The 26,722-nt window shown below is 66.6% G+C and carries 27 protein-coding genes, 6 tRNA genes and 1 riboswitch; of the genes, 15 read left to right on the top strand and 18 right to left on the bottom strand.

The features are described from left to right. Positions 1-25: 25 nt before the first annotated feature. The 13 genes from hisG to ACTAQI_RS03700 form a co-directional block, all read right to left on the bottom strand. Positions 26-886, bottom strand: a complete 861-nt coding sequence (gene hisG, locus ACTAQI_RS03760; RefSeq protein WP_457949663.1) for an ATP phosphoribosyltransferase — start codon at positions 884-886, stop codon at positions 26-28. 85 nt (positions 887-971) lie between these two features. After that, a complete protein-coding gene (locus ACTAQI_RS03755) occupies positions 972-1,235 on the bottom strand; it encodes a phosphoribosyl-ATP diphosphatase (protein WP_009358176.1) in 264 nt (87 codons plus the stop codon). A 104-nt stretch (positions 1,236-1,339) separates the two neighbouring features. Further along, complete coding sequence (ribH, locus tag ACTAQI_RS03750; RefSeq protein ID WP_457949660.1) at positions 1,340-1,828, bottom strand: 6,7-dimethyl-8-ribityllumazine synthase; 489 nt, start codon at positions 1,826-1,828, stop codon at positions 1,340-1,342. Positions 1,829-1,860: 32 nt separating this feature from the next. Continuing rightward, complete coding sequence (gene ribA, locus ACTAQI_RS03745; protein WP_457949659.1) at positions 1,861-2,595, bottom strand: GTP cyclohydrolase II; 735 nt, start codon at positions 2,593-2,595, stop codon at positions 1,861-1,863. After that, positions 2,592-3,380, bottom strand: coding sequence for a 3,4-dihydroxy-2-butanone-4-phosphate synthase (ribB, locus tag ACTAQI_RS03740; protein WP_457949658.1), 789 nt, complete (start codon positions 3,378-3,380; stop codon positions 2,592-2,594). The genes ribA and ribB overlap by 4 nt, the downstream gene beginning before the upstream one ends. Continuing rightward, positions 3,377-4,039, bottom strand: a complete 663-nt coding sequence (locus ACTAQI_RS03735; protein WP_457949657.1) for a riboflavin synthase — start codon at positions 4,037-4,039, stop codon at positions 3,377-3,379. Before ACTAQI_RS03735 ends, ribB begins: the two co-directional genes overlap by 4 nt. Then, on the bottom strand, positions 4,039-5,178 hold the full coding sequence (gene ribD / locus ACTAQI_RS03730; protein WP_457949656.1) for a bifunctional diaminohydroxyphosphoribosylaminopyrimidine deaminase/5-amino-6-(5-phosphoribosylamino)uracil reductase RibD: 1,140 nt from the start codon (positions 5,176-5,178) through the stop codon (positions 4,039-4,041). The genes ACTAQI_RS03735 and ribD overlap by 1 nt, the downstream gene beginning before the upstream one ends. Positions 5,179-5,350: 172 nt before the next feature. Next, a riboswitch (FMN riboswitch) is annotated at positions 5,351-5,500 on the bottom strand. A gap of 39 nt (positions 5,501-5,539) precedes the next feature. Then, entirely contained in the window at positions 5,540-6,217 is a 678-nt protein-coding gene (gene rpe / locus ACTAQI_RS03725; protein WP_457950980.1) for a ribulose-phosphate 3-epimerase, read from the bottom strand. A 110-nt stretch (positions 6,218-6,327) separates the two neighbouring features. Then, positions 6,328-7,944, bottom strand: coding sequence for an RsmB/NOP family class I SAM-dependent RNA methyltransferase (locus ACTAQI_RS03720; protein ID WP_457949655.1), 1,617 nt, complete (start codon positions 7,942-7,944; stop codon positions 6,328-6,330). Further along, on the bottom strand, positions 7,941-8,861 hold the full coding sequence (fmt, locus tag ACTAQI_RS03715) for a methionyl-tRNA formyltransferase (RefSeq protein ID WP_457949653.1): 921 nt from the start codon (positions 8,859-8,861) through the stop codon (positions 7,941-7,943). Before fmt ends, ACTAQI_RS03720 begins: the two co-directional genes overlap by 4 nt. Then, positions 8,858-9,460: a peptide deformylase gene (def, locus tag ACTAQI_RS03710; protein WP_457949651.1), complete on the bottom strand. Its 603-nt coding sequence runs from the start codon at positions 9,458-9,460 to the stop codon at positions 8,858-8,860. Before def ends, fmt begins: the two co-directional genes overlap by 4 nt. A gap of 78 nt (positions 9,461-9,538) precedes the next feature. Continuing rightward, positions 9,539-10,399 carry a cytochrome gene (locus ACTAQI_RS03705; RefSeq protein WP_457949650.1) on the bottom strand — a complete coding sequence of 287 codons (861 nt, stop codon included), beginning with the start codon at positions 10,397-10,399 and terminating at the stop codon, positions 9,539-9,541. A gap of 104 nt (positions 10,400-10,503) precedes the next feature. Beyond that, positions 10,504-10,575: transfer RNA gene (locus ACTAQI_RS03700), tRNA-Val, on the bottom strand. 325 nt (positions 10,576-10,900) lie between these two features. On the opposite strand from ACTAQI_RS03700, the gene ACTAQI_RS03695 reads away from it, so the two are divergent. The 7 genes from ACTAQI_RS03695 (at position 10,901) to ACTAQI_RS03665 (ending at position 13,218) form a co-directional block, all read left to right on the top strand. Continuing rightward, positions 10,901-10,973: transfer RNA gene (locus ACTAQI_RS03695), tRNA-Gly, on the top strand. 47 nt (positions 10,974-11,020) lie between these two features. Continuing rightward, positions 11,021-11,091, top strand: a tRNA-Cys gene (locus tag ACTAQI_RS03690). A gap of 38 nt (positions 11,092-11,129) precedes the next feature. After that, positions 11,130-11,201: transfer RNA gene (locus ACTAQI_RS03685), tRNA-Val, on the top strand. Positions 11,202-11,255: 54 nt separating this feature from the next. Next, a tRNA-Gly gene (locus ACTAQI_RS03680) sits at positions 11,256-11,328 on the top strand. A 33-nt stretch (positions 11,329-11,361) separates the two neighbouring features. Next, positions 11,362-11,433 (top strand) — tRNA-Val (locus tag ACTAQI_RS03675). Positions 11,434-11,581: 148 nt separating this feature from the next. Beyond that, positions 11,582-11,845, top strand: a complete 264-nt coding sequence (locus tag ACTAQI_RS03670; protein ID WP_457949649.1) for an antitoxin — start codon at positions 11,582-11,584, stop codon at positions 11,843-11,845. Positions 11,846-11,985: 140 nt separating this feature from the next. After that, positions 11,986-13,218: a benzoate/H(+) symporter BenE family transporter gene (locus tag ACTAQI_RS03665; protein ID WP_457949647.1), complete on the top strand. Its 1,233-nt coding sequence runs from the start codon at positions 11,986-11,988 to the stop codon at positions 13,216-13,218. Here ACTAQI_RS03665 and zapE read toward each other — a convergent pair. Further along, the gene (gene zapE, locus ACTAQI_RS03660; RefSeq protein ID WP_224025730.1) at positions 13,215-14,252 is read right to left on the bottom strand and encodes a cell division protein ZapE; all 1,038 of its coding nucleotides are present in this window, start codon (positions 14,250-14,252) and stop codon (positions 13,215-13,217) included. The two genes, ACTAQI_RS03665 and zapE, sit on opposite strands and share 4 nt — an antisense overlap. 215 nt (positions 14,253-14,467) lie before the next feature. Between zapE and ACTAQI_RS03655 the strand changes: the two genes are divergently transcribed. The 3 genes from ACTAQI_RS03655 to ybaK are packed head-to-tail and all read left to right on the top strand — an operon-like array spanning position 14,468 to position 16,395. Continuing rightward, positions 14,468-15,391, top strand: coding sequence for a sulfurtransferase (locus ACTAQI_RS03655; protein ID WP_457949645.1), 924 nt, complete (start codon positions 14,468-14,470; stop codon positions 15,389-15,391). 28 nt (positions 15,392-15,419) lie between these two features. Next, positions 15,420-15,872 (top strand): SufE family protein, encoded by a 453-nt coding sequence (locus tag ACTAQI_RS03650; protein ID WP_457949643.1) that lies wholly within the window; start codon positions 15,420-15,422, stop codon positions 15,870-15,872. Positions 15,873-15,882: 10 nt separating this feature from the next. Beyond that, a complete protein-coding gene (gene ybaK, locus ACTAQI_RS03645) occupies positions 15,883-16,395 on the top strand; it encodes a Cys-tRNA(Pro) deacylase (protein ID WP_457949641.1) in 513 nt (170 codons plus the stop codon). 24 nt (positions 16,396-16,419) lie between these two features. Here the strand turns inward: ybaK and ACTAQI_RS03640 are convergent, their stop codons facing one another. From ACTAQI_RS03640 to ACTAQI_RS03625, 4 genes are all read right to left on the bottom strand, one after another. Continuing rightward, the gene (locus ACTAQI_RS03640; protein ID WP_457949639.1) at positions 16,420-18,195 is read right to left on the bottom strand and encodes a multicopper oxidase family protein; all 1,776 of its coding nucleotides are present in this window, start codon (positions 18,193-18,195) and stop codon (positions 16,420-16,422) included. 66 nt (positions 18,196-18,261) lie between these two features. After that, positions 18,262-19,152 carry an SDR family oxidoreductase gene (locus tag ACTAQI_RS03635; RefSeq protein ID WP_457949638.1) on the bottom strand — a complete coding sequence of 297 codons (891 nt, stop codon included), beginning with the start codon at positions 19,150-19,152 and terminating at the stop codon, positions 18,262-18,264. Positions 19,153-19,188: 36 nt separating this feature from the next. Next, the gene (locus ACTAQI_RS03630) at positions 19,189-20,760 is read right to left on the bottom strand and encodes a succinic semialdehyde dehydrogenase (protein ID WP_457949636.1); all 1,572 of its coding nucleotides are present in this window, start codon (positions 20,758-20,760) and stop codon (positions 19,189-19,191) included. Position 20,761: 1 nt separating this feature from the next. Next, a complete protein-coding gene (locus tag ACTAQI_RS03625) occupies positions 20,762-22,069 on the bottom strand; it encodes an alpha/beta hydrolase family protein (RefSeq protein WP_457949634.1) in 1,308 nt (435 codons plus the stop codon). A gap of 171 nt (positions 22,070-22,240) precedes the next feature. Between ACTAQI_RS03625 and ACTAQI_RS03620 the strand changes: the two genes are divergently transcribed. The 5 genes from ACTAQI_RS03620 to ACTAQI_RS03600 all read left to right on the top strand — a co-directional run bounded on the left by ACTAQI_RS03620 (position 22,241) and on the right by ACTAQI_RS03600 (position 26,685). After that, positions 22,241-22,732 (top strand): hypothetical protein, encoded by a 492-nt coding sequence (locus ACTAQI_RS03620; RefSeq protein WP_457949633.1) that lies wholly within the window; start codon positions 22,241-22,243, stop codon positions 22,730-22,732. 14 nt (positions 22,733-22,746) lie between these two features. After that, the gene (msrB, locus tag ACTAQI_RS03615; RefSeq protein ID WP_457949631.1) at positions 22,747-23,265 is read left to right on the top strand and encodes a peptide-methionine (R)-S-oxide reductase MsrB; all 519 of its coding nucleotides are present in this window, start codon (positions 22,747-22,749) and stop codon (positions 23,263-23,265) included. Between the two features lie 168 nt (positions 23,266-23,433). Next, positions 23,434-24,801, top strand: coding sequence for a DUF6421 family protein (locus ACTAQI_RS03610; RefSeq protein WP_457949629.1), 1,368 nt, complete (start codon positions 23,434-23,436; stop codon positions 24,799-24,801). Next, positions 24,798-25,544: an SDR family NAD(P)-dependent oxidoreductase gene (locus tag ACTAQI_RS03605; RefSeq protein ID WP_457949628.1), complete on the top strand. Its 747-nt coding sequence runs from the start codon at positions 24,798-24,800 to the stop codon at positions 25,542-25,544. Before ACTAQI_RS03610 ends, ACTAQI_RS03605 begins: the two co-directional genes overlap by 4 nt. A gap of 43 nt (positions 25,545-25,587) precedes the next feature. Then, positions 25,588-26,685, top strand: coding sequence for a threonine aldolase family protein (locus ACTAQI_RS03600; protein WP_457950979.1), 1,098 nt, complete (start codon positions 25,588-25,590; stop codon positions 26,683-26,685). The last annotated feature ends 37 nt before the right edge of the window (positions 26,686-26,722 follow it).

The raw sequence follows: 26,722 nt of genomic DNA, 5'->3' as shown, positions 1-26,722 counted from the left end.
TTCGGTGGTGCTGGGGTGCCGGTTATCAGATGCGGCAGGCGTGGATGCTGCTGACCAGGATGGCTCTGGCGCCGAGGTCGTACAGTTCATCCATGATCCGGTTGGTTTCCTTCTTGGGCACCATGGACCGGACGGCCACCCAGTCGGAATCGCGCAGCGGGGAGACCGTGGGCGATTCGAGGCCGGGAGTCAGGCTGGCTGCCTTTTCCACGAGCTCCTTGCGGATGTCGTAGTCCATCAGCACGTACTGGCGCGCCACCAGGACGCCCTGGAGGCGGCGGATGAGGACCTCGATCTCCTTGGCCGTGCCGTTGGCGGCGCCGCCGGCACCGGTCCGGCGGATCAGGACGGCTTCGGACTTGAGGATGGGGTCGCCGAAGATTTCCATGCCGGCGGCCTTGAGGGTGTTGCCGGTTTCCACGACGTCAGCGATCGCGTCCGCGACGCCGAGGCGCACCGAGGATTCAACTGCCCCGTCGAGCCTGACCACTTTGGCGTTGATGCCCCGTTCTGCCAGGTAGTTGCGCAGCAGGCCGTCGTAGCTGGTGGCCAGGCGCTTTCCTTCCAGCTCGGCAGCCGAGCTGAAATCACCCACCGGACCGGCGAAGCGGAAGGTGGAGGCAGCGAAACCCAGCGGAAGGAGCTCTTCGGCTTCCACCTCGGCGTCCAAAAGCAGGTCGCGGCCGGTGATGCCGACGTCGAGCGTTCCCCGGCCCACGTAGACGGCGATGTCACGGGGGCGGAGGAAGAAGAACTCGATGTCGTTGTCCGGGTCCACCATGACCAGTTCGCGGCTGTCGCGGCGCTGGCGGTATCCAGCCTCGGAGAGCATGGCGGAGGCGGCTTCGGACAGGGAGCCTTTGTTGGGGACGGCTACTCGCAGCATGGGAAATTCTTTCTGGGGTGGAAGGTCTTGGTTTTCAGGCAATGCAGGCCACAGGAAGCCCGGCGGCAGTCCGCCGGACCGGTGGCTACAGATGCTTGTAAACGTCTTCCAGGGTCAGGCCTTTGGCGAGCATCAGAACCTGCAGGTGGTACAACAGCTGGGAGATTTCCTCGGCCGCGGCTTCATCGGATTCATATTCGGCAGCCATCCATACTTCGGCTGCTTCCTCAACGACTTTTTTGCCGATGCCGTGAACACCGGACTCCAATTCAGCGACGGTGCGGGAGCCTTCCGGGCGGGTGGCTGCCTTCTCGCTGAGCTCAGCGAACAGCGTCTCGAAATTCTTCACGCCCTCCAGCCTACTTGCTGCGGCCGCAGCGGCGCTTCCCGGGCCGTTGCATGACGGGCGCGATGTGAGCGAATACACACCGCACCCGTGCAGCAGGGTGCCGCCTAGCTCCGGTACTGCTTGAGGACGACGGCGGTGGCCAGCGCCGCGGTCACGGCCTCGTGGCCCTTGTCTTCCTTGGAGCCCGGCAGGCCGGCGCGGTCCAGGCCCTGCTGTTCGTTGTCGCAGGTGAGCACACCGAAGCCCACCGGCACGCCCGTGGATACGCTGACGTCGGTGAGGCCCGACGTCGCGGCCTGGCAGACGTAATCGAAGTGCGGGGTTCCGCCCCGGATCACGACGCCGAGGGCAACCACGGCGTCAAAGTGCGGTGCCAGCCGCGCGGCAGCCACCGGGAGCTCAAAGCTGCCGGGAACCCGCAGCACGGTGGGCTCAACGATCCCGGCGTCCTTGGCAGCGCGGAGCGCACCGTCCAGGAGGCCGTCCATGATCTGCGTGTGCCAGCTGGCTGCGATGATCGCCAGCTTCAGCTGCGACGTCTCGGCGGGGTTGAGGGTGCTGAGGTCAATGTCGGGGGCGCCGTGTCCGCTCATGGGTTCTTCTGTTCCGTTCGTTTTTGAAGACGTCAGTCTTGTTCGTGGTCGTAGGGGGTTTCCGGGGCCGTGACGGGCACGGGGACCACCTGGGTATCCAGCAGCAGCCGGTGTTCCATGCGGTCCTTCTTGGTGCGCAGGTAGCGGATGTTCTGTTCGCGGGACGGCACCTCGGTGGGAACCATTTCCACCACCCTCACCCCGGCCATGGCCAGCCTGTTCTGCTTGTCCGGGTTGTTGCTCAGCAGCCGTACCTCGTGCAGCCCCATTTCCGCGAGGATCTGGGCCGCAGCCTTGTAGCAGCGGGCATCCACCGGCAGGCCCAGCTGCTCGTTGGCCTCAACGGTGTCAAAGCCCGCCTCCTGCAGCGCGTAAGCCTTGATCTTGTTGGCCAGGCCAATGCCGCGGCCCTCCTGCCCACGAAGGTAAAGCAGGGTACCGCCGTTGTCCCGGATGAGTTCCAGCGCGAAGGCAAGTTGCTCCCCGCAGTCGCACCGGTAGGAACCAAAGACATCCCCGGTGAGGCACTCGGAATGCAGCCGGACCAGGGGAGCTTTTCCGTCGGTGGGAGCATTGGGGGAACTGACGGCCAGGTGTTCCACACCGGTCACGAGGTCCGTCCACGCCTGCGCCACAAAGTCGCCGAATGCGGTCGGAAGCTGCACCACCGGCCCTCCGCTGACGGGATGGGGCGCTTCGCCGGGCACAGCGTGGGACTTCCGGTGACCGTTGTGCTGGCTGTCGTCGCTGGCTGCCGCTGCCGTCATCGTTTCTCCTTCTCTTCACCCGGGATTGCCCGGGCATCCTTATCCGGGGCTCCCCCGGCCCCGGCTTCAAGATACGCCACGAGGTCCTCGATGGAGATGAGGGGGCACCCATGTTCCGCTGCGAACGAACGAAGTCCGTCCAGGCGCATCATTTCGCCGTCGTCGTACACCACTTCCGCGATCACCCCGACCGGCTCAAGGCCTGCCAGGCGGCACAGGTCCACCGCGGCCTCGGTGTGGCCCTGGCGTTCCCGCACACCTCCGTCAACTGCACGGAGCGGGAAAATATGCCCCGGCCGGGTCACGGATGCCGGACCGGCCTGCGGGTCCGCCAGGATGCGGGCGGTCAGGGCCCGGTCCGTGGCGGAGATTCCCGTGCTGACACCGATGGCCGCGTCACAGGAGACGGTGTAGGCGGTGCCTTTCGCGTCCTCGTTGACGGCCGTCATGGGAGGCAGCGCCAGTGCATCGGCGCGGTCCCCGGTCAGCGGGACGCAGATCACGCCGGAGCTGTACCGGATGGTCCAGCCCATCAGGGCCGGTGTGGCGTGCTGGGCGGCGAAGATGATGTCGCCTTCGTTTTCGCGGTCCTCGTTGTCGACCACCAGCACGGGACGGCCGGCGGCCATGGCCCGCACTGCGTCCCCGATGGAGTCCAGTCCCCTAGTGGCTGCGGAAGGCGCTCCGCCGGACACCGGGTTGCCGGACACTGGGTTGCCTGACACCGGCTTGCTGGCAGCAGGGGCACTGGCCACGGCGGGTTCCAGGCGTACTGCGGCGTTCACCGTGCACCTCCCGCGATGGCGGCCTCGCCGCTACCGGCCGGTGCCGCGGCGTCGCGGAAGGCAAGCAGCCGTTCGGTGTACTTGGCCAGGACGTCGACTTCCAGGTTCACCCGGCTCCCGGTGGTCTTGGTGCCCAGGCCGGTTTCGGCAAGCGTGGTGGGGATCAGGCCCACTTCGAACCAGGGTTCCTGCTCGGCGGCCGGGCTCACGGCCGTCACCGTGAGGGAGACGCCATCGATGGCGATGGAGCCTTTCTCGGCAATGTACCGGGCCAGGTTGGCGGGAACGCCGAAGCGCAGCCGCTCCCAGTTGCCCTGCGGTTCCCGTTCCAGCAGGACACCCACCCCGTCCACATGGCCCTGCACCACGTGGCCGTCCAGGCGGCCGCCTGCGGGAACGCAGCGCTCCAGGTTGACCGAAGCACCGGCAGCGAGCTCGCCGATGGTGCTCCGGACCAGGGTCTCCCCCATGACGTCCACGCTGAAATCCTTGCCGTCAATGGCGGTCGCAGTGAGGCAGACGCCGTTCACGGCAATGGAGCCGCCAAGTGGCAGACCTTCGGTGGAGGCGGGCGCGTGCAGCCGGACGGTGGCGCTGGTGTTTCCGTCGCGCTCCACGGACAGCACCCGCCCCTGCTCGGCAATAATTCCGGTGAACATCAGTAGCCTCCCTGGGCTTGCTCCGCAGTACCGCGGATTGGTGGGTGGTCGAGTGCAACTTTCCGTTGCGGTCTGAGGTGAAGCCTTAGGTCCCGGCCCAGCGTGCGCACCGCGCCGCCGTCGGACGCGTCCCATTCCCAGTGCTGGGCGTCGGGAAGGCTGGTGATGCCCAGCCCGTTCAGCGCGGGGGTGCCGGATCCCAGCAGGGTGGGGGCGAGGTACACGATGAGTTCGTCGACCAGGCCCGCCGACAGGAAGGAGCTCAGGATCCGTGATCCGCCCTCCACCATGACGTGCCGGATGCCGGACGAGTACAGCATGGACAACGCTTCGTGGGGGTCGCGGGTGGGGAGGTGGACGGCCAGGCCGTCATCGCCGTGGATTGCGGCTTCGTCCGGAACTTCGCGAAGCCCCATGACCGCACGAACCGGCTGCTTGGGCGCAGGGTTGCCGGAGGCGTCCCGGGCGGTTAGCCGCGGGTTGTCCACCAGCACGGTCTGGGTGCCCACCAGGATGGCGTCGATGCGGCTGCGGATTCCGTGGTTGTCCGCCAGGGACTCCGGGCTGGAGATCCACTGGCTGGTGCCGTCCTCGGCGGCGATGCGGGCATCAAGGGTCTGCGCGATGTGGAGGGTGACGAACGGCCGCCTGGCTGCCACGGCCTCAAACCACTGGCGGTTCAAGTCCAGGGCTTCGTCGGCGCCCAGGCCGCTGCGGACCCGTACGCCGGCTGTGCGCAGTGTTGCCGCGCCCCCCGCAGCGGGGTCGTGGGGGTCGTCCACGGCATAGACCACGTCCGCGATCCCGGCGTCGATGATCGCTTCCGTGCATGGCCCCGTGCGGCCTACGTGATTGCAGGGTTCCAGCGTGACCACCATGGTGCACCCGGAAAGATCCAGGCCGACGGCGGCGGCCTGGGCAATTGCGTCGGCCTCGGCGTGTGGGGTGCCGGCGCCGCGGTGGTAGCCGGCGACAAGCTGCCGGCCATCAGGACCTACGACGACGGCGCCCACCAGGGGATTCGCGCCGCGGGGGCCTTTTAGTGCCGCCTGGAGGGCATCCTCCATGGCGCGGGTTTCGGCGGCGCTGAACGCAGTGACCACTCCGGCGGCCGGCTGAAGCTTTATGGCGCCCGTCATGCGGCTGCCGTTGCGGAGTTGTTGCCTGCCTTTGAAGTGGCAGGAGTTGCGGCGTCAAAGAGCCATCGCTGGGGGTTCATCCGTGTGTCGTTCCTTCCCTGTCGAACCGCGATGGCTCCGGGGATTACGACAGCAGAACGCTGCGGAGCCCAAAGGCTGCGCAGATACAGCTGTACGTGCTTCTCTCATCCAGACTTTAACTGTCGGTACCGGAATTCCACCGGTTCAACCGTCCGCCGGAAGTCCTCCTAAGAGAACACCAGCTCGCGGGTCGCGGACTGTCACCGCCGGTTCGGACTTACACCGACCCCGGAGCACGTATGTGTGTTGTTATTGTGCCATAACCGGCAGGGGCTCCCGGTTATTCCGTCGCCGCACGTAATGTCCGGCTGCCCTTTGCGCGCAGCAGGTCGATGGCCGCGGACGGATCCTCAGCGCCGTACACGGCCGAACCGGCCACGAAGACGTTGGCGCCGGCCTCGGCGGCGCGGGCGATGGTCTCGTCCGTAATGCCGCCGTCAACCTGGATGGCAACCCCCAGTCCGGAGCCTTCCACGGCCGCACGGGCCCGGCGGATCTTGGGCAGGGTGATGTCCAGGAATGCCTGGCCGCCGAAGCCGGGTTCCACAGTCATGATGAGCAGCATGTCCAGCTCCGTCAACATGTCCAGGTACGGCTCCACCGGCGTGGCCGGGCGCAGGGCCATTCCGGCTTTGGATCCCCTGCTGCGCAGTTCCCGTGCCAGCTTGATAGGCGCAATGGAAGCCTCCGCGTGGAACGTGACGGAGGCAAGGCCGGCGTCCGCGAATCCGGGCGCCCAGCGGTCCGCGTCGGCAATCATCAGGTGGGCATCGAGCGGAACCGGGCTGACGGCCTGGATCCGCTGCACGACGGGCAACCCGATGGTCAGGTTGGGGACGAAGTGGTTGTCCATGACGTCCACGTGCACGGCGTCTGCGTTGCTGATCCGCTGCAGTTCGGCCTCAAGGTTGACGAAGTCGGCGGAGAGGATGCTCGGGTTGATGCAGCATTGCGTCACGGGGATGCCTTTCACTGAAGGTGCTTCGATCTCATGGAGAAGGTCCGGCCTGCCCGTGCGAACGGACCGGACCCATTGCCCGGGGGCTAAAGGTGCGGCTTTCTTCCTGGTTAGGCTTTCTTCCTAATCAGGGCCAGGAACATCGCGTCGGTGTGGTGAATATGCGGCCAGAGCTGCGCCGTCAGCTCATGGCCGGCGCCGAGGCTGCCGGTCAGGCTGACTGCGTCCAGGGCGGCACCGGCGTCAAGGAGTTCCAGGTCGGTCCGCTTCCGCAGGACATCAGCCACAACAGCCGTGGTTTCTGCCGGGTGCGGTGAACAGGTCACATAGGCCACCACTCCCCCGGGCCGAACCGCAGCCAGGGCGGAGTTCAGTAGCTCGCGCTGCAGCGGGCCCAGGTCTGCGATGTCCTTGGGCGAGCGACGCCACCGGGACTCGGGCCTGCGGCGAAGTGCCCCAAGGCCTGTGCAGGGAACGTCCACCAGCACACGGCTGTACCGTTCCGGCTGCTCGGCTCCCACGTCCCGGCCGTCACCGGTACGGACCTGCCAGCTATCGTGCGGAATGGCGGACAGCGCCTGGCTGACCAGCTTGGCCCGATGCGGGGCTGGCTCATTCGCGAGAAGCGTGGCACCCCGCTGGTGTGCCAGTGCGCCCAGGAGCGCAGCCTTTCCCCCGGGACCGGCGCAGAGATCAAGCCACGCTTCAGTGCCACCGGCAGATGGTGCAGTTCCGGCGGCACCCTCTTCCCCGGCCGGGCCGATGTCCACCGCGGCCAGTGCCCTGGCCACCAGTTGGGAGCCGACGTCCTGCACCCGGGTGGTACCGGCGCGCACGGTGGCCAGGCGGCCCAGGTCCCCGCCGCTGGAAAGCGCAGAGCCTTCCACGAGTTCCCCGGGTGCCGCGCCATTTTCCAGTGCCTCGTCCAGGCTGCCCAGTCCGGGCAGGGCCACGAGGTTAACCACCGGGGCGTCGTTGTCAGCTTCCAGCAGGTCGTCGATCTCGGCTGCGGGACGGCCGTGCGCCACGAGCGACTGGCGCATGGCACGAACTATCCACTCGGGGTGGGCGTACCTGAGCGCGGCCACTTTAGTAGCGTCGGTTTCGCCCTCCACCAGCAGGTCCAGCCATTCGTCGAGGCTCCGGGCGGCCACCTTGCGAAGGACGGCGTTGATCAGTGTTGATGGGCCGGCGCCGATGACCGCGCGGGCGAGTCCCACGGTCTGGTCCAGTGCCGCATGGGCCGGGACCCGCATGGCAAGCAGCTGGTGGGCGCCGATGCGGAGGGCGTCGAGGATGGCCGGATCAAGCTGGGTCAGGGGACGGTCCACGCATCGCGCCAGGATGGCGTCATAGGTGCCTTGGCCGCGCAGGGCTCCATAGCTCAGTTCGGTGGCGAAGCCGGCGTCCCGTTTGTCCAGGTGGTGGTGCCGGATCCGTGCGGGCAGCACCAGGTTGGCGTAAGCGTCCTCCTCTGCAACAGCGCGCAGCACCTCGAAGGCCACCAGGCGGGCAGGATCCGCGCGCCGGGTGCGCTGGGACGGCGCCTGCTCAGTGAAGCTCCGCTGCGGCCCGCGGTTGCGTTCGCGTCCCTTGGCGTTCCGCCGACTGGCATCCCGCGCGCCGCCGTTGCCGCCGCCGGCTGCTCCGCCCTGCCCGCCTTTCCCGGCGCTGCTGCGTCCCCCGGCACTTCCCCGTCCGCCTGTATTGCCTCCGGACCCGGTCATTCGAACACCACGCTCTCCAGTGTTGCCATGCCGCGCGCCCAGTCGGCGGCGGCCATCATCTTTTTTCCGGCGGGCTGGATCCGGGTGAGTTCCACCGCGTGCGAACCTGTCCCCACCAGCACGGTTTTCCCCTGCAGGGCCACGGCTCCCGGGGCAAGCCCGGAAGCGTCCGGCCGCAGCCGGACCGGCTCCAGTTTGACCCGCTGCCCGTCCAGCAGGGTCCAGGCACCCGGCTCGGGGGTGACCCCGCGGGCCTGCCTGCTGATGGCAAGGGCCGGATGGGTCCAGTTAAGGTGGCCATCCTCGAGGGTCAGTTTTGGTGCCAGCGAGACATCGCCTGCCTGCGGCTGCGGCGATGCTTTTCCGGCGCCGATGGCAGACAGCGTTTGGGCCAGCAGGACCGCGCCGCTGTGGGACAGCCGCTCAAGCAGGTCCCCGGCTGTGTCCTGGGGCTTGACGGTCTCCGTCAGGGTGCCGAAGACCGGTCCGGTGTCCAGGCCTTCTTCGAGCTGGAAGGTCACGGCACCGGTGACATCGTCTCCGGCCATGATTGACCGCTGGACGGGCGCCGCCCCGCGCCAGGCGGGCAGCAGCGAGAAGTGCAGGTTGACCCACCCGTGGCGCGGAATGCCCAGGGCATCACGGGGAACCAGGCCGCCGTAGGCGACGATCGCCGCGACGTCAGGCTGGACGGCGGAAATACTGGCTATGGCCTCGGTGTCGACGCGCGCGGCGTGGATGACCTCGATACCCAGTTCCGCAGCCCGTTGCGCAACGGGTGACGGCGTCAGTACCCGTTTCCGGCCTATCGGGGCATCGGGCCGGGTCAGGACGGCGACGACGTTGAACCCGGCATTTACCAGTGCGTCCAGGGATGGCACCGCGACGGCGGGGGTCCCCGCGAAGAGGACCCTCACCCGGCTGCGCCGAAGCTGGATCCGGGAGTGCTGGTTCCGCCAAAGCTGGCCCCGCCGAAACTCGACCCAACACTTTTGGCGCGTTTCGCTGTGGTGCGTTCGGTGACGGCGTCGTAATTGGCGTTTCGGATGGACCGCAGCGCAGCCTTGCGGTCGTCGCCCTCAAGCCGGTCGGTGTAAAGGATGCCATCCAAATGGTCGTTTTCATGCTGGAAGCAGCGTGCCAACATCCCTTCCCCGTCAATGGTTACCGGGTTGCCGTGCATGTCCACGCCGGTGGCCCGGGTGGCGCGGAAACGGCGGACCGGGAAACCGAGGCCCGGGATGGAGAGGCAGCCTTCCACGTGGTCCGGCTGGTAGTCCTCGCTGTTCTCCAGGACAGGGTTGATGATGTGCCCTTCAACGCCGTCAATGCGGTACGTGAAGATGCGCTTGCTCACGCCGATTTGGGGAGCGGCGAGTCCGGCGCCGTCCACGTCCTCCATGGTTTCGGTCATATCGGCGACCAGTTTCGCGAGCTCGGGTCCGAATTCCGTCACGGGATCGGCAACTGTGCGCAGCACAGGATCGCCGATGATGCGGATATTCAGGATAGCCATGCGCTGTTTGTCCTCACGGTTGGCGGAAAGGGGAACCTATCCAGTTTAGGTGCAGTCTCTTGACGTGCACCGTCGGCCCTAGGCGGTGCGGGCCTGGGCCATGGGCGGGGGTGCGATGGGCAGCAGGGCCGTGCCTGCGCTGATGGTGTCCGCGGAGAGTTCCCAGACGCGCCGCAGGGCGCAGAACTTCCACCAGTGGTGCTTGAGGACCTCAGGGTTGGCGCGGACAGGGCGGACCTCGGTCTCGCCAATGGCCACGGCCAGCAGGACCGGGTTCTCACCGTACTTCCAGGGCTCCCAGGTTCCAGCCTCCGGGTCCACGAGGCTTTCTTCCGCCTTCATGCCGGCTACCAACTGCATCACCACCTTGTTATCCAGGGGCTTGACCTGTCCGTCCCGCGTTGTGCCCTTCGTTTTGTAGTCGATCAGGCAAATGCGTCCGTTGATCCGCGCCACGAGGTCAAGGGTTCCCGCATATCCCACCGAGTTGTTCCAGACCGTGATCTCCGGTGCGATGGGCTCCACGCCGAAGAGTTCCCACCACTCGTCGAAACGCACGGCGAAGGCCTCCTCTCCGTTGGCGGCCAGTGCTTCGCGGGCTTCCTGCATGGCATGTGGGCGCCCCAGCGCACGGAGCGCGACCTGCTCGCAGTAGTTGTGCACTCGGTCCCCGCGCCTTGCGGCGTCGTCCCGGTAGGTTTCGGCAGCCTTCGCCGCACGGTTAATGGCCTGCTTGATTTTGGCCGGGCTCCCCAGGCAGTCAGAGAGCAGGGGATCGTTGGCCAGGCTGCTGGCACCCATGTAACCGAACCAGCCATCGAGGCCGTGCGGCTGCTGGCTGATCACTGTGGTGATGGACGGGACCGAGAACTGCTCAGAGGTTGACCGTGCGTACATCCGGCCGTATTCGGTGGCGTGGGCGAGAAGCGGATCAGTCATACAAGAGACTCTTTCACAGGGGGCCGACAATATCTCCGGCGGCAGGAGCCGCACATAAAAAAGGCCCGTTTCCGCTGCTGATGAGCGGAAACGGGCCTCTGCGGTGGGCGATACTGGGTTCGAACCAGTGACCTCTTCGGTGTGAACGAAGCGCGCTACCACTGCGCCAATCGCCCCGATGCATTTGAATGCTAGCCCACCTCTGCCCCATTTCAAAAATCGGCGGCTCCGCCAAAGACCGGGCCCGCAGCCATGTCCTTCCCGCGGCCGCGACGCATAAAAGGCACCGCACCGGGCAGCACTCCGCCTGGAAGACCGCCGTCACGCGAGCCGGAATTACACGCCTGTAACTTGCAAAATCCCCGCAATTACGCGGCTGTACAAGCCACGTGACCGGGCGGCGCCGGTGCGATTTGGAGTTTCCCGGAACCTCCTATATCGTTTTTACTCGTTGGAACGCGAGGAAATGCCGGAAACGGCAAGGAATCAAGCCTCCAAAATGCGGACGTAGCTCAGCTGGTAGAGCACCACCTTGCCAAGGTGGATGTCGCGAGTTCGAATCTCGTCGTCCGCTCGCAGGACACTGTCACAGCAAACATTCTTCGGAATGGACGCTAACACGGTGGGTTGGCCGAGAGGCGAGGCAGCGGCCTGCAAAGCCGTATACACGGGTTCGAATCCCGTACCCACCTCGGTGAAAACCATGGTTTCCGGATTTTTCGGATTCAATGGGCGATTGGCGCAGCGGTAGCGCGCTTCCCTGACACGGAAGAGGTCACTGGTTCGATCCCAGTATCGCCCACTGGCAAGGAAACTTGCCCGCAGTATCACCGGTTTACCGGTTCATCCTGCACACGCGGACGTAGCTCAGCTGGTAGAGCACCACCTTGCCAAGGTGGATGTCGCGAGTTCGAATCTCGTCGTCCGCTCTCTTATATCCCATCAGCCGGTCTTCCGGTTCCGGGCGATTGGCGCAGCGGTAGCGCGCTTCCCTGACACGGAAGAGGTCACTGGTTCGATCCCAGTATCGCCCACACACGAACTGCAGCTCTCCGGAGCTGCTTTTTTCGTTTAATCCACATCCGCTGCGGGCGAACGTGATTCCCTTGGCACACCTTCCGCGCCCGGATAGGATCGTATGCGCGAGGAGCGACCTGGCTCCGCGATCGAAGGGAGGTGCTCGTGGGTTTGATTGACGATCTAAAGGGCAAGGCTCAGGGTCTCATCCGTGGCAACGAGCAGGCCATCAAGAACGGCATCAGCAAGGCCGGCGATTTCGTCGACACCAAGACCGGCGGCAAGTACACCGGCCATGTCGACAAGATCCAGGATGGCGCTTCCAAGCTCATTGACAAGAACGGCACCCCGGGGCAGGCACCTGCCGCCGAGCAGGTTCCCCCGGCAGCTCCTGGAAATCCGGTTCCGCCGGTTGACAGGACGCCGTAAAGGATTTGGCCAGGGCTTTGCCCGGCACGTCAAGGAGGTGCGGGTCCCGCCGGGAGGCGGCACCCGCACCTTTGGCGTTTAACGGCGACTTTCGCCGCCCAAATTGCCGGTTGGCAAACCGGCACCGGTAACCTGCCGGTATGCCCAAGTCCCCCGCACCCACCACGGCAGCCAAGCTCGGATTGACCCGGCCCGATTCCCGGCCGGTGGTCGCAGGGATTATCACCGCGCTGGTGGGCTTCACCTCATCCTTTGCCGTGGTCCTGGCCGGCCTCAAGGCAGTCGGCGCTGATGCTGCCCAGGCTGCCTCCGGCCTGCTTGCCGTAACGCTCACCGTCGGGCTCGGCGTGCTGGTGCTCGCCTGGCGTTCCAGGGTCCCGGTGACACTGGCATGGTCAACGCCGGGCGCGGCGCTGCTTGCGGCATCGGGAGTGCCCGACGGCGGGTGGCCGGCCACCGTCGGAGCCTTCCTTGGTGCGGGCCTGCTGCTGGCCATGACCGGCCTGGTGCCGGCGCTTGGCAGGCTGATGGCGCGCATCCCGCCTTCCCTGGCCCAGGCCATGCTGGCGGGCGTCCTGCTCCAGCTCTGCCTGGCACCCTTCAAGGCCCTCGGTTCCGTCCCGGTGTTTGCAGCGCCGGTGATCCTGTGCTGGCTGCTGATGATGAAGTTCGCTTCGCGCTGGGCGGTGCCGGCAGCCTTGCTCGCGGCCTTGGGCGTGATCGGAATAACCCTGGCATCGGCAGGAATACCTGTTGAACCGGCAACCCTGGTCCCGGCCCTGGCCTGGACCACGCCCGCGTTCACCCTCCAGGCCATGGCGGGTGTCGCGCTCCCATTGTTCGTGGTGACGATGGCCTCCCAAAACATTCCCGGGGTGGCCGTCCTGAGATCCTTCGGATATGAGACACCATGGCGCCCGGCGATGCTCGTCACGGGAGCGGGAACTGTTGCGGGAGCCCCGTTCGGCGGCCACGCCATCAATCTCGCGGCGCTCAGTGCTGCCCTCGCCGCCGGCGAGGAAGCCGGCGGGGACCGGAGCAGGAGGTGGATCGCGGGCTTCACGTCCGGCCTGGCCTACCTGGTGCTGGCCGCTTTCTCGGCCGCCCTGGTGTCGGTGGTCAGCAAGGCGCCGGCCGGAATGCTTGAAGCCGTTGCCGGGCTGGCCCTGCTGGGCACCCTCGCCTCGGCGGTCTCGGCAGCCCTGGCTGACCCGGACGACCGGATCGCCCCGGCCGTCACGTTCCTGATGGCCGCGTCCGGCCTGGCGTTCTTCGGGATCGGATCCGCTTTCTGGGCGCTGCTGGCCGGGCTGGTGGTCCGGCTGGCGCTGCGGCCCCGGCCCCGCGTCCGGACCGGAAAGAGCTCCGCCTAGGAGGGCTCGTGGTTCTGGCCTTCGCGGGCCAGCGCAGTGAGGCGGGAGACGGCGCGGAAGTACTTCTTCATGTACCCGCCGGCCATCATTTCTTCGGTGAACAGCTTGTCGAAGGGGACGCCGCTGGCCAGGATGGGCACATCCTTGTCGTAGAGCCGGTCTGCCAGGACCACGAACCGCAGCGCTACAGCCTGTTCCGTGATGGTCTCCACGTTGCGCCACACCACGCCGTCAATGCCGTGGATCAGCTGTCGGTAGCGGCTGGGGTGCACCCCGGCCAGGTGGTGGATGAGGGTGGAGAACTCATCCTGGGCCACGGTCTTCCCGTCGAATTCCGCCTTCATGTGCGCGTTGAGCTCACTGTTCTTCAGCGGCGCCGGTGCGGCCGGCAGGCCACGGTGCCGGAAGTCCTCGCCGTCGATGCGGATGACGTCGAACTGGTCCGCCAGGACCTGGATTTCGCGCTGGAAGTCCACAGCGGCAAACCGGCCATCACCCAGGGACCCGGGCAGCGTGTTGGACGTGGCGGCAAGTTTGACCCCGGCGTCAGCCAGCTCACGCATGAGCCGGGACATCAGGACGGTGTCGCCCGGATCGTCAAGTTCGAATTCGTCGATGCATACGAGTTGGTAGCTGCTCAGCGCGTCCACCGTTTTGCGGAAGGAAAGGGCGCCCACCAGGTTGGTGTACTCCACGAACGTACCGAAGGCCTTGGGGCCGGGCGACGCGTGCCACAGGGAGGCGAGCAGGTGGGTCTTGCCCACGCCGAAGCCGCCGTCCAGGTAGATTCCCGCCCTGGATTCGTCCTTCTTGCCGAACAGCTTCTTGAAAAGCCCGCCTCCGTTGCCCGACCCCACGCCGTCGGCAAATCCCTCCAGCGCACGCACGGCGGCCGCCTGGCTGGGCTGCTTCGGGTCCGGGCGGTAGCTCGAAAAGGAAACCTCGCCAAACCGCGGCGATGGGTAGAAACCCTTAAGGAGTTCGTCCACCGAAACTGCCGGAGTGCGGGCGGCAAGCTGTTCGATCTGTACCAAGGTGGTCCGTTCTGCTGGTGGTTGGTCCCCAGAAAGGATACCGGCAATGTGGACCGTACCCGGGCGGGACGCTGTCCTGCCGCCCGGCAGCGTGACCAAGGCAACATTTCGCCCTATTAACGGAATACGGACAACCCTCCGGGCGCTGGTTAGTGTGGGAACAGGTTCCAATGCATGTTCCGCGGTTTCCCGTGCTCTTAGTGAAAGGCCAAGCCATGCCCTACCCGGTTGAACAGAATGAGAAGTTCGCAGCCTACGCCCACCCGGAGCGGCTGGTCTCCACTGAGTGGCTTGCTGCCGCCGTTGAAAGCGGTGCCGTGGCCCGCGGCGAACTTATCGTGGTGGAATCCGACGAGGACGTGCTCCTGTACGAAACCGGCCATATCCCCGGCGCCGTCAAGATCGACTGGCACACGGACCTGAACGACGACGTGGCCCGCGACTACGTTGACGGTGCCGCCTTCGCTGAACTCGCGGCGTCGAAGGGCATTTCGCGCGACAGCACCGTGGTGATCTACGGCGACAAGTCCAACTGGTGGGCCGCCTACGCCCTGTGGGTCTTTACGCTCTTCGGCCACCAGGACGTCCGGCTGCTGGACGGGGGCCGGGACAAATGGGTAGCCGAAGGCCGCGAACTGACCAGGGACCGGCCCGCCCCCGCTCCCGGCGACTACCCGGTGGTTGAGCGCGACGACGCCCCCATCCGCGCCTTCAAGGACGACGTCCTGGCACACCTGGGCAAGCCGCTGATCGATGTCCGCTCCCCCGAGGAATACACCGGCCAGCGCACCCACATGCCGGCCTACCCGGAAGAGGGCGCCCTGCGCGGCGGCCACATCCCCACTGCCGCCTCCATCCCGTGGGCCCGCGCCGCTGCCGCCGACGGTACATTCCGCAGCAGGGAAGAGCTGGAGGACATCTACCTGGGCGAGGCCGGCCTGTCCGAGGGCGATGACGTGGTGGCCTACTGCCGTATCGGTGAGCGTTCCAGCCACACCTGGTTCGCACTCAAGTACCTCCTGGGCTTTGAGACCGTCCGCAACTACGACGGATCCTGGACCGAGTGGGGCAACGCCGTGCGCGTACCGATCGTCAAGGGCGCGGAGCGCGGCTCTGTTCCCGTCGCCGTCGGAGCCTGACCCTGCTCCCCCGCGTAGACTTGGAACGATGAGTACTCAAGCTTTGCCTTCCGCCCTGGCGGCGATCGTGGACGACTTCCAGGCCCTGTCCGAACCCGAGAGGCTGCAGTTGCTGCTGGAGTTCTCGGAAGGACTGCCGGAACTCCCGGACCGGCTCAAAGACCACCCCGAACTCCTTGAGCAGGTAGTGGAGTGCCAGTCGCCGCTGTTCCTCACCATTGAGACGGGAACCAACGACGACGGCGCCGTCCGCCTGTTCTTCAAGGCGCCGCCCGAGGCGCCCACCACGCGCGGTTTCGCCGGGGTGCTGCACGAGGGCCTTGACGGTTTGAAAGCGGAAGAGATCCTGTCCGTGCCGGACGACATGCCGGAACTGCTGGGACTCACCCGCGCCATCACCCCCCTGCGCATGCGGGGCATGACCGCAATGCTGGGCAGGATCAAGCGCAAGGTTGCCGCAGCATCCCGCAGCCAGGCCTGACCTCGCCTTCATGGCACGCAGGAACAACTCCCAGGGAACCCCGGCCACAGCGGCCCTGACCGCGGCCGGGGTTCCGTTTGTGCTGCATCCGTACACCCATGACCCCTCGGCGGCGAGCTACGGCGCGGAGGCAGCCGAGGCCCTGGGGATCGATCCGTCCCGCGTCTTCAAGACCTTGATGGTGGAAGTGGAGGGCAGGCTCGCGGTGGGCATTGTTCCGGTCAGCGGAACCCTGGACCTGAAGGCAATGGCCACTGTGCTGGGGGCCAAGAAAGCCGCCATGGCAGATCCCGCTGCAGCACAGCGCCGCACTGGCTATGTCCTCGGCGGCATCTCCCCGCTCGGCCAGCGACAGCCCTCCCCCACGGTGCTGGATTCCAGCGCCCTGGCACTGGACACCCTGCTGGTCTCGGGCGGCCGGCGGGGCCTGGACATTGAACTGGCCCCGGCTGACCTGGTCCGGCTGACAGACGCCGTCACTGCTCCCATCAGCTCACTGACCGGAGGCAACCTCCGGCCTTAGCCGCAGCAGAGGTGGTTCATCCCGCTACTCGATGATGTACCGCTGCATCATCTCGTTATCCTCGTGCTCCAGGATGTGGCAGTGCCAGACGTACTTGCCACTGAAGGATGAGCCGATGGCCAGCGGGGCTCCGCCCGCCGCCCCTGCCCCGAACGGAACACGGATCCTGGTAACTTCCCCGGGCATGGCAATGACCGTGTCCTTCCAGCCCTGCTCATGTGCGGGCGCTCCTTTGGGGCGTCCGATCAGGAAGGGCCGGACCGGAACGGCGCTGCCGCGGCCCGGCGTCACCAGGCCGGTCCCTGGGTCTACATAGCCGGTGGCTGCCAGGTACCCGTCGACGTCGAATTTTTGCCGGTCGCGGACCTGGAACTGGGTGAAGTGCACATGGATCGGGTGGGCATCCCCCGTGGTATTGATCAGTTCCCATTCTTCAAGACTGTCGCTCCGGACCCGGAGGATGTCTTCGCTCTCGAATTTTCGGTTGTTCAGGAGCGCCATGAGGGGAACCCCGGCGGCGTTGGCCACTTCCACCAGTGCCATAGGCCTGATGGCCTCCGGGGCCCTGGCCACCAGATCGGTGATGGAACAGTTCCGGAGGCTGCCAGGCAGCGGCGCTGTGTATCCGGCCTGGGATGTCACAGTGAACTGCATGATTTGCGGCAGCGGGAGTCCCCCGAGCTGGATGGTGGCGGGGCCGTCCGGGTAGGGGACGCGGGCACTGTTGGCCAGAACAACCCGTGTGCCGGGCTTGTGTCCGGCGAAATCGATCACGATATCCGCCCGCTCGCCCGGCCCCAGGAGCAGCCTGTTCAGTCTGACCGGTGCGTTGAGCAGGCCGCCGTCCGTTCCTATTTGGAAGAAGGCGAGCGCCGCGCCATCCACTGCGAACTTGAGGTCGTAGAACCGGGCATTGGAGCCGTTGAACATGCGGAGCCGGTACTTCCCCCGGGCCACGTCGAGATTCGGCCGGCACTTGCCGTTGACTGTTGCCGCGTCGCCGAAGAACTCCGGCGCCCAGGGACGCGGTGTTCCGCCCGCAGTGGAAAGGTCCGGGTTCGGCGGGTAGGCAAGCGTGCCGTCGGGATTGAACATCTTGTCCTGGACGATCAGCGGAACTTCATAGGGCGGCGGGGGCAGGTGGGTACCGTCGCCGGTATCTATTCCTGATCCACCTGAGTCCCGCAACAGGTAGCCGCCGGCCAGCCCGGCATAGACATTCAACCGCGTAATGCCGAGCGCGTGGTCGTGGTACCAGAGACCGGCTGCGTCCTGGTCGTTGCCATACCTGTACGTGTAGGAAGCGCCGGGGCTGAATGCCTGCTCGGGGCCGCCGTCGTACTCTGGTCTGGTGTTGCCTCCGTGGAGGTGCACGGACGTCCTGGGCGCTGCAGCATCATTGCTGCCGGGAGGAACGAGCTCCGCGTCGACGGCGTAGCCAAGGGGATGCCGTTCGATCCCGTTGTGGACGGTGAGGCTGAATCCGGTTCCTTTCCGGGCGATGATGACCGGGCCCAAATAGGTACGGGAGGAGGTCCCGTCCTGGTATGCCAGGGTGTCGGCCACGCCCATGTCTGCCTGGAAGCGGTGCTGGGCGTTCCGCATCCACAGAGACGCAGTGCCGCCGGCACTCATGTCCAGGACGCCCAGTTCGGCCAGCGTTGGAAGCTGCTCGGTGAATTGGCCGGCCTGTCCTGGCGTGGCAATTGCCCGCCCACTTCCCGGTCCATAGGTCTGCGTTGCAACGGCCGCACCGGCTGCGGCGCCGGATTGCAGGAGTTGCCGCCTTGTCAGATACATTGTGGGCCCCATTTCAATTGCCTTGATGGTTCCCCCCTTGCGGCCGACGGTAGGCTGCTCCCTTTGTCAACGGTAGGGCCGAGTGTCCCCTTCCGGGGTAGGGGCCGGGACCTGCCCTGGGCCTTCCCGGACAAGCTCTCCTGCGGGGCTGCCTGGCCGGCCGGTGAAGTGGTCCATGGTGCGGTTGACGCCCAGCACATCCATGAGCCGGTCGAAAATGCTGACCGGAAGGATCCGCAGGACCGGAAGCAGGTTCACGATGGGCGGCAGGAACAGTTTCCTGCGGCCGGCCTCGACGGCGTCGAGGACCTTGGCCGCCACCTCTTCTTCCTCGAGGATCGGGAGGAGCCGCGGCCAGCGGGTCTGGACGCCGTCGAACATCCCTGTATCGATGTAAAAGGGGCACACCACCAGCGTGTTGACGCCCTTCGCATCCGCCCGCAGCTCGGCCCGGAGTGACTCGTTGAAGCCGAAAGCGGCGAACTTGCTGGCCGAATAGTCGGTCTGCCGGGCAACTCCCACCAGCCCGGCAGCACTGGCCACGGTGACCACGGTGCCGCGCCCGCGGTGTGCCATTCCGCCCAGGAAGGCACGGGTGACCCAGTACAGGGCCATGACGTTGACGTTCATGGTCCGTTCGAGGGCTTCGTCCGTGGCCTCAAGGAGGCGCCGGCCGCTGACCACCCCGGCGTTGTTGACCAGGACATCCACCGGACCTGCCTCCGCCGCGGCGGCCTTGACCCCCTCCCGGTCCGTGACATCCACGGTCTGGGCTTCGGCCCGGCCGCCGGCGGCCCGGATTTCGTCGCGGACTGCTGCGCCCCGCTCGGCGTCCATGTCCCAGATCACCACCCGGCTTCCGCGCCGGGCGGCTCCGAGCGCCACGCGGCGGCCCAGCCCGCTTCCACCTCCCGTGACCAGCAGTGTTGCACCGGAAAGTCGGGTTCCTTTGGCCATCTCAGTTCTCCTGGGGTCTCGGCACGGGCAATGTCATCAGCGGTTTCGGGGAAGTCGGCCCATCAATGTGATGGCGCCCTTCATGATCCGCGCGTAGGCCCGGTTGGACATCCCCGGAGCGGGCGCCACCCGGAGCAGCCGCTGCACGGCAATGGTCTGCGGTTCGGTGTATTTGAGGATGCCTTCCCGGCCGTGGCGGCGGCCCGCACCGGAGTCCTTCATGCCCCCGATTGGCGCATCATGGGATGCCCAGGTGGCGGCATAGCCTTCGTTGACGTTGACGGTGCCCGCCAGCAGCCTGCGGGCCACCGCTTCGCCGCGTCGGGCAGACCAGACACTGGCGTTGAGCCCGAAGTCGGAATCATTGGCCAGGGCCACGGCTTCGTCGTCGTCTGCTGCCCGGTAGAGTGCAACCACAGGCCCGAACGTCTCTTCCCGGGCAAGGAGCATGTCCTCCGTGACACCCGCCAGGACAGTGGGTTCGTAGAACAGCGGACCCAAGTCCGGCCGCCGCCGTCCGCCGGTGAGGAGCTGCGCGCCTTTGGCGAGCGCATCCTGGACGTGGCGGTCCACCCGCTCCACCTGCGCCGCGCTGATGAGGGAGCCCATGCCGATGTCCCAGTCCGGTCCGGGCCCCATGCGGATGCCCTTCACCTGGGCCGTGAACGCCGCCAGGAAGTTGTCATAGACGTCGGCGTGCACGTAGATCCGTTCGATGCTGACGCACAGCTGCCCGGAGTTGGAGAAGCAGGCGTGCACCGCGCCGGCCGCAGCCTTGCCCACTTCCGCATCGGCCAGCACCAACATGGGGTTCTTGCCGCCGAGTTCGGCGGAGAATCCGATCAGCCGTTCACCACACTGCCTGGCAACGGTTTTGCCGGTCTTGGAGGATCCGGTGAACATCAGGAAATCCACGCGCCCAATCAAGGCGGGGCCTATGTCAGTGCCCGGCCCGGTGACGATCTGGAAAAGGTCCACAGGAAGGCCGGCCTCCCGGAGGAGTTTGAGCATCAGCAGGGCCGTAAAAGGTGTCTGTGAATCCGGTTTGAGGACGATGCCGTTTCCGGCCAGCAGGGCGGGGATGGCGTCCGAGACGGCAAGGGTCAGTGGATAGTTCCAGGGGCTGATGACCCCCACCACTCCCTTGGGTATGCGGTATTCGGTGGTGCGGGTCAGGACCGGGGCTGCGCCCTTCCGGCGGTGGGGCCCCAGATACCGTTCGGCGGTCCGCTCGTAGTAGTCGGCTGTCAGGACCACGTCCGCGAACTCTTCGAAGGCGCTCAACCTGGACTTGCCGCTCTCTGCCTGGACCAGGTCAAGGATGTCCTGCTCCCGGTCCAGCAGCAGCGCCCGGAACCGCCGGATCACGGCGCGGCGTTCAGCGATGGACAGACCGGCCCAGTGTGCCTGCGCCAGGCGTGCAGTGCCGACGGCGGCGTGGACGTCGTCCGTTGTGCAAACGGGTACTTCACCCACCACCGTGCCGTCGAAGGGCGCGTGCGAGGCCTGTGCCAGTCCCCCTGGGGCTGCCGCCACCAGTCCCGTCAGCCCCGCAGCCAGGTCCCGGCCGCGGTCGATCACGGTTGCTGCCCTGCGTGGCTTCGCCATGTCATGCGCCCGCTTGCGTTGGCCGGGCAGGCGTTTCCGGTTTGGGTACTGAGTCCAGGTTGCCTTCCGGTTCAGGGCCAGGACCGGATCCCGGATTGAGGCGCGGAGCGAGCTGCTGGCGCAGCCAGGCCTTCACCAGCCGTTCCCAGCGCTCCGGGTCCACATTCCATTCCTTGGTATGCCGTGCGTGGTTGAACGTTTCGAACGTCACCATTTCGGGGTTCCGTTCGGCCAGCAGGGCGGAAGGGCCATACGGCACGTATTCGTCGTCGACGCTGTGGATGATCAGGGTGGGCGTCCTCAGCTCGACGGCCCGGGACACCCAGTCCATCACTTTCAGGTCCACGGGCGCCGAGAGGCCCGTAAGCCTGCGCCCCAGGGGGTGGCCCAGCATCAGCTGCCCGTACCGGCCCACCAGCGACGGGATCCGGTTCAGCTGCGCATGGTGCGCCAGCACGGTTACCCAGTCGATGACCGGCGCGTCCAGCACCATGGCCCGGATCAGGTGCCGGTAGCGGGAGAGATCGGCGGTCTGCAGGCAGATGGCCCCTCCCATGGACCAGCCGAACAGGACAACTTCCTCGGCACCATGGGCCAGCGCGTACGCAATGGCAGCTTCAATGTCCTGCCACTCGGTCGAACCCAGGCCGTACCGCCCGTCATCGGCCGACGGCGCCAGTCCGTCGTTCCGGTACGACACCAGCAGGCTGGTCAGGCCCAGTTCAAGAGCCGGCCCCACCGCCCGCAGGGCCTCCTGCCGGGTGGCGCCGCGCCCGTGCACCATGATGGCCCAGGTCCGTGCAGTCCCCTTTGCCCGGACCAGCCAGGCGGGCGCTTCGCCCCGCTCAACGGGGATCAGCACGTCTTCGGCCGGAATTCCGACGGCGGCCGGGTCCGGGTAGGTGGCGCCGCTCCACCAGCCCCAGCGGGCCGTGGAGAGGTCGCCACTGTAGACGGCTTCGACCTCGCGCAGCACTGTCCGCTCAGCGGGCGAGTACGAAACGATGCGGCCGATCCGTGCGTGGCCCTTGCCGCCGTCGAAAAAGAATCCGTAGACCCCGTCCACCGTGGTGTCGTCGTTGGCGGCCAGGATCACCTGTTGCTGCTGACCGTCCCGGATCACGGCCAGCACTTCCTTGTCGGCCGCCCGCTGCCGTGCCGGAGTGATCACCCGGCGAGCAAAATACACGGCGAGCGCCGATGAGCCCGCGCCCAGCAGGCTCGCCACCGAGCCGCCGGCGATGGCACCCCCGATGGCCCATTTGGCCCCCGGCGACACTCCACCGGATTCCCTGGTGGGTGCAGTCATTGCAGGGCGCGCTCGCCGGAAAGGTGCCATGGGACTATTCTTACCGGCCCTGCCGCAGATGCCCGCATTCCAGGACCGGACCGGCACGGCGCCGCGCGGCTGAAACGGGAGTGATCCGGCACTTTCCGCGACCTCGATGCGGGCGTCTGCGGGCGGCGCTAGGCTAAGGCCATGAGTGATCCCATCATCATCCTGACCGAAGAACCCCTGGGTGCGGACGACCGCGTGAACATTGAACGGCTGGTGGATGGTGCTGACAGCCGCCTGCTGGTCCTGGTGCCGGCGAACACGGAGCGGCACCTGCTGGTGGACTTCCTTGAGAACCTGTCCATGCTGGACGTAGCCAAGGCATTCCGCGAACTGGCGTCCCGCAACCCGGATGCAGCCACCGAACGCGCGCACGCCGACGAAACGCTGGCGGCGTCGCTCGCGGCGCTCGCAGGACTGGGCTCCGGTGTGACCGGCCAGGTAGTGGACGGCAAGGCCGTGGACGGCCTGGTGGCGAAGGTGCGGGAAACCGGCGCCTCCCAGGCCGTCGTGATCACCAGGCCGCATGCCGTGGCGGATACCTTCCACACCGACTGGGCCAACAAAGCCCAGGACCAGCTCGGCATTCCCGTACTCCATTTGTATGCGGGCTCGGGATTTATCGGCGACTCCTAAGCGTTGGGAAGGCTATGAGCATCTTTGGAAACAGCATCTTCGGCAACAAGGCACCAGGCGTTGTTGGCGGGGTAAAGGACAACAGCGCCCAGGGGGCTACGGCCCAGGAGGGTATTGGCCAAAAAGGTGATGCCCAGTGGCGCCAGGAACTGACCCCGGAGGAATACCACGTCCTGCGGCAGGCGGGGACGGAACGGCCGTATACCGGCGAATACTGGGACACCCACACGGAGGGCGTGTACCAGTGCCGGGCCTGCGGCGCCGAATTGTTCACCAGCAATGAGAAGTTCGATTCCCACTGCGGCTGGCCTTCCTTCTGGGCCCCCTTAGCCGAGGGCAACGTGCGCTACATCCACGACCGGACCCTGGGCATGGACAGGATCGAGGTGCGGTGTGCCTCCTGCGACTCACACCTGGGCCACGTGTTCGAGGGCGAGGGCTACGGCACTCCCACCGACCAGCGCTACTGCATCAACTCGGTCTCCCTGCGGCTTGTGGCCAAGGACGAAGCAGACGGCGGGCCCGAAAGCTGAAGGGCCATGCCCGGACCCAGCGCGGTCCCACAGCCTGAGGCAGGTCTCGGACCAGTCCCGAAGGCGCTGAGCATAAGTTCTTCTTACGCAAAGGTCCTTTGGGCATAAGTCCTGCTGGTTGCTTGTTACGCTCGCCAGAGAAGCAAGCAACCAGAAAGGCAGCCGACGATGACAGAGACCCTGACCACCGCCGTTACCGGGATTTCCGCGCAGAACCAGGACTGGCTACGGCTCAAGGGCGCAGCCACGGCCCTGCAGGCCCTCCAGGTCCAGGACGGCTCCATCCCCGGGCCCGAGGACCACGCGGCGGCAGCACAGTACGTGGATACCATCGTGGACGCGATCCAGGCCCTGGCCCCCGCCTTTCCCCATGATGCCGCCTACCTTGAGTCCGCCGCCGCCGACTTCCTGGCATGGGCCGCCGGCGGCTTCAACGTTCCGGACTTCCTCTCTTCCCTGCTGGCATTCCAGCCCCAGGAGCAGCGCCACGACGGGCTGCAGCACCTGGTGGTCTTTCCCATGTACACCCAGAACGGCAGCAGCAACCGGCTGGTGGAGGCCGTGCTGGTGGAGGTGATCTGGCCGGAGTTCATCGCAGGACTGGAAGCCGGGGAGTACTCCAACAAGCTGTTCGTTCCCATCCGTTTCGTCGATTTCACCCCGGGCTATGACACCAACTCCGCCGTCCTGTTCCCTGAGACGGTAGCGGTCAGCCAAACCCCCACGTTCACGTGGGGCGCCATCTTCGCCGACCGCGAAGCTGCCCGGTTCCGGCGGGTGCTGAAGGCCGCCGCCGGGATCACTTCCCTGGAGCTCCCGGAGGGCGCCGCCGAGCTGCTCGCCGACCAGGACCTCACCGAGGCCACCTTCGTGATGTGGGACCTGATCCACGACCGGACGCATATGCGCGGCGACCTGCCCTTCGATCCCTTCATGATCAAGCAGCGGATGCCTTATTTCCTGTACTCACTGGAGGAACTGCGCTGCGACCTCACCGCGTTCCGCGAATCGGTCCGGATCGAACATGACGACGACGCCGACCCCCAGGCCCGGCGGCACGCGAAGCTGGTGCAGTACGCCATCATTTTCGACCGGATCTTCCGCTTCGCCATCACCGGCATCCGGGTCCGCAACTACGACGGCCTGGGCGGCCAGCTCCTCTTCGCCTGGCTGCACCAGCAGCACGTGCTGCACTGGACGGACACGCGTCTCACCATCGACTGGGATGAAGTGGCGGACGCTGTGATCGCCCTGGGAGCCAGCATCGACGACCTGTATTGGCGCTCCATTGACCGGCCCAAGACCGCCCACTGGCTGGCGGCGTACCAGCTGGTTTCGGCAACCGTCACCCCCAACCCGGCTTCCGTGTGGGCCAAGGGCCCGGACGCGCTCCCGCTGGCGGGAACCCCCCGCGGCCTCACGGACCAGGTACTGGACGACGAATTCCCGCTGTCCATGTTCTACGAGGCATTGGAGAAGAAGATGCGCCCCGTCATCGAGTCAACCGCCGGGATCACCGGCCGCTCCGCCCTGTGACCGCTTCCGGCGCAGCCGCTGCCGCCCATCACGCCGGACCCCTCAACGTCCTGGTGTCCGGCGGCAGCGGCGCGTCCGGCATCGCCGTCGCCCGGGCGTTGGCGGCAGCCGGGCACCGCGTGGCAACCGTGGGATCGGACCAGGCCAGGATCAGGGCAGCGGCGGAGAAAGCGGGCGACGGCGTTACCCCCTTCACGTCCGACCTCGCAGTTTTGGCGGACGTCCGGCACCTGCGGGCGGAGGTCACCGCCGCCTTCGGGGCGGTCGACGCCGTGATCCACCTGGTGGGTGGCTGGCGCGGGGCCAAGGGCATCGCTGACCAGTCCGACGACGACTGGGACTTCCTGGAGCGCGGCGCAGTCACCACGCTCCGCAACGTGACACGCGTCTTCTTCGACGACATTGCCGCGTCCACCTCCGGCAGGTTTGCGATGGTGTCCTCCACGGCCCTGGACAAGCCAGCCGCTGCGGTGGCCAGCTATGTGGCGGCCAAGGCTGCCGCGGAAGCCTGGACCATGGCCGTGGCGGACGGCTTCCGCCGGGCCGCCGGTGACGGCGGAATCCAGGCCGCTGCCAGCGTCCTGGTGGTCAAGGCGCTGGTTGACGACGGGCTGCGCCGTACCCATCCCGAGCGGAAATTCCCAGGGGCAACCGACGTGGCTGACCTGGCTGCCGCCGTCGTACGGCTTTTCGACACTCCACCGGCAGAACTCAACGGTGCCCGGATCCGGCTGGCCGACTGACCGCCGCCACGACTGTACCTAGACTGAAAGCGTGAGCAACCCTATGACGACAACAGCAGAAACAGGCGCGGCGCTGCGGCTGCACGATCCCAGCGTGCGCGGCTTTGCCTCCGACAACTACTCCGGCGTCCACCCTGAAGTCCTGGCCGCACTGGCGGCAGCCAATGACGGGCACCAAGTCTCCTACGGCGAGGACGACTACACCGCGCGGCTGCAGGAACTGATGGTTGAACACTTCGGGCCGGGCATCGAATGCTTCCCTGTCTTCAACGGCACTGGCGCCAACGTTTTGTCCCTGCAATCCCTGCTCCCCCGCTGGGGCGCCGTGGTGTGCGCCTCCACCGCCCACATCAACATGGATGAAAACGGGGCGCCGGAGCGCATCGGCGGCATGAAACTCCTGCAGGTCCCCACGCCGGACGGCAAGCTGACCCCGGAGCTGATCGACCGGGAGGCCTGGGGCTGGGGCGATGAGCACCGTGCCCAGCCGCTGGCCGTCTCCATCACCCAGACCACCGAACTGGGCACCTGCTACACGCCGGAGGAAGTGCGGGCCATCGCAGACCACGTCCATGCCAAGGGCATGAAGCTGCACATGGACGGGGCGCGCCTGGCCAACGCGGCTGCCCACCTGCAGGTTCCGTTGCGAACCTTCACCAGGGACGCCGGCGTGGACATCCTGTCCTTCGGCGGCACCAAGAACGGGCTTCTCTTCGGCGAGGTGGTGGTGGCACTGAACCCTGAGGCCGCCCACGGCCTGGTGTACCTGCGCAAGATGAACATGCAGCTGGCATCCAAAATGCGGTTCATGTCCGCCCAGTTCATCGCCCTGCTGGAAGGCGACCTCTGGCTGCGTTCCGCCTCTCATGCCAACGCGATGGCCGCCCGGCTGCGGGCCGCCGTCGACACCATTGAGGGCGTCCGCCCCACGCAAAAAACGGAATCCAACGGTGTGTTCGCCATCCTGCCTCCCGGCATGGCGGACAGGCTGCGCAGTACGTTCCGGTTCTACGACTGGGACGAGGCAGCCAACGAAGTCCGCTGGATGTGCTCCTTTGACACTACCGAGGAGGATGTTGATGCCTTCGCTGCCGCAATCCGCCATGAACTACGCGATTACCGGGACGGCCGGGCAGGGTAAGCGGCCGCTGACGGCGAGCCTTCCTGCCCCGCCCCGT

The sequence above is a fragment of the Pseudarthrobacter sp. alpha12b genome (genome assembly GCF_054130495.1).
The sequence above is the reverse complement of the archived record's forward strand: the minus strand, read 5'-3'. Positions and strand labels throughout refer to the sequence as shown.

Bases quoted from the DNA above. Each gene is read 5' to 3' on its own strand.
- hisG (WP_457949663.1), bottom strand. From the start codon at position 886: ATGCTGCGAGTAGCCGTCCCCAACAAAGGCTCCCTGTCCGAAGCCGCC.
- ribH (WP_457949660.1), bottom strand. From the start codon at position 1,828: ATGAGCGGACACGGCGCCCCCGACATTGACCTCAGCACCCTCAACCCC.
- ribA (WP_457949659.1), bottom strand. From the start codon at position 2,595: ATGACGGCAGCGGCAGCCAGCGACGACAGCCAGCACAACGGTCACCGG.
- ACTAQI_RS03735 (WP_457949657.1), bottom strand. From the start codon at position 4,039: ATGTTCACCGGAATTATTGCCGAGCAGGGGCGGGTGCTGTCCGTGGAG.
- ribD (WP_457949656.1), bottom strand. From the start codon at position 5,178: ATGACGGGCGCCATAAAGCTTCAGCCGGCCGCCGGAGTGGTCACTGCG.
- ACTAQI_RS03720 (WP_457949655.1), bottom strand. From the start codon at position 7,944: ATGACCGGGTCCGGAGGCAATACAGGCGGACGGGGAAGTGCCGGGGGA.
- def (WP_457949651.1), bottom strand. From the start codon at position 9,460: ATGGCTATCCTGAATATCCGCATCATCGGCGATCCTGTGCTGCGCACA.
- ACTAQI_RS03705 (WP_457949650.1), bottom strand. From the start codon at position 10,399: ATGACTGATCCGCTTCTCGCCCACGCCACCGAATACGGCCGGATGTAC.
- ACTAQI_RS03665 (WP_457949647.1), top strand. From the start codon at position 11,986: ATGCCCAAGTCCCCCGCACCCACCACGGCAGCCAAGCTCGGATTGACC.
- ACTAQI_RS03655 (WP_457949645.1), top strand. From the start codon at position 14,468: ATGCCCTACCCGGTTGAACAGAATGAGAAGTTCGCAGCCTACGCCCAC.
- ACTAQI_RS03650 (WP_457949643.1), top strand. From the start codon at position 15,420: ATGAGTACTCAAGCTTTGCCTTCCGCCCTGGCGGCGATCGTGGACGAC.
- ybaK (WP_457949641.1), top strand. From the start codon at position 15,883: ATGGCACGCAGGAACAACTCCCAGGGAACCCCGGCCACAGCGGCCCTG.
- ACTAQI_RS03640 (WP_457949639.1), bottom strand. From the start codon at position 18,195: ATGTATCTGACAAGGCGGCAACTCCTGCAATCCGGCGCCGCAGCCGGT.
- ACTAQI_RS03635 (WP_457949638.1), bottom strand. From the start codon at position 19,152: ATGGCCAAAGGAACCCGACTTTCCGGTGCAACACTGCTGGTCACGGGA.
- ACTAQI_RS03630 (WP_457949636.1), bottom strand. From the start codon at position 20,760: ATGGCGAAGCCACGCAGGGCAGCAACCGTGATCGACCGCGGCCGGGAC.
- ACTAQI_RS03625 (WP_457949634.1), bottom strand. From the start codon at position 22,069: ATGACTGCACCCACCAGGGAATCCGGTGGAGTGTCGCCGGGGGCCAAA.
- ACTAQI_RS03620 (WP_457949633.1), top strand. From the start codon at position 22,241: ATGAGTGATCCCATCATCATCCTGACCGAAGAACCCCTGGGTGCGGAC.
- msrB (WP_457949631.1), top strand. From the start codon at position 22,747: ATGAGCATCTTTGGAAACAGCATCTTCGGCAACAAGGCACCAGGCGTT.
- ACTAQI_RS03610 (WP_457949629.1), top strand. From the start codon at position 23,434: ATGACAGAGACCCTGACCACCGCCGTTACCGGGATTTCCGCGCAGAAC.
- ACTAQI_RS03600 (WP_457950979.1), top strand. From the start codon at position 25,588: ATGACGACAACAGCAGAAACAGGCGCGGCGCTGCGGCTGCACGATCCC.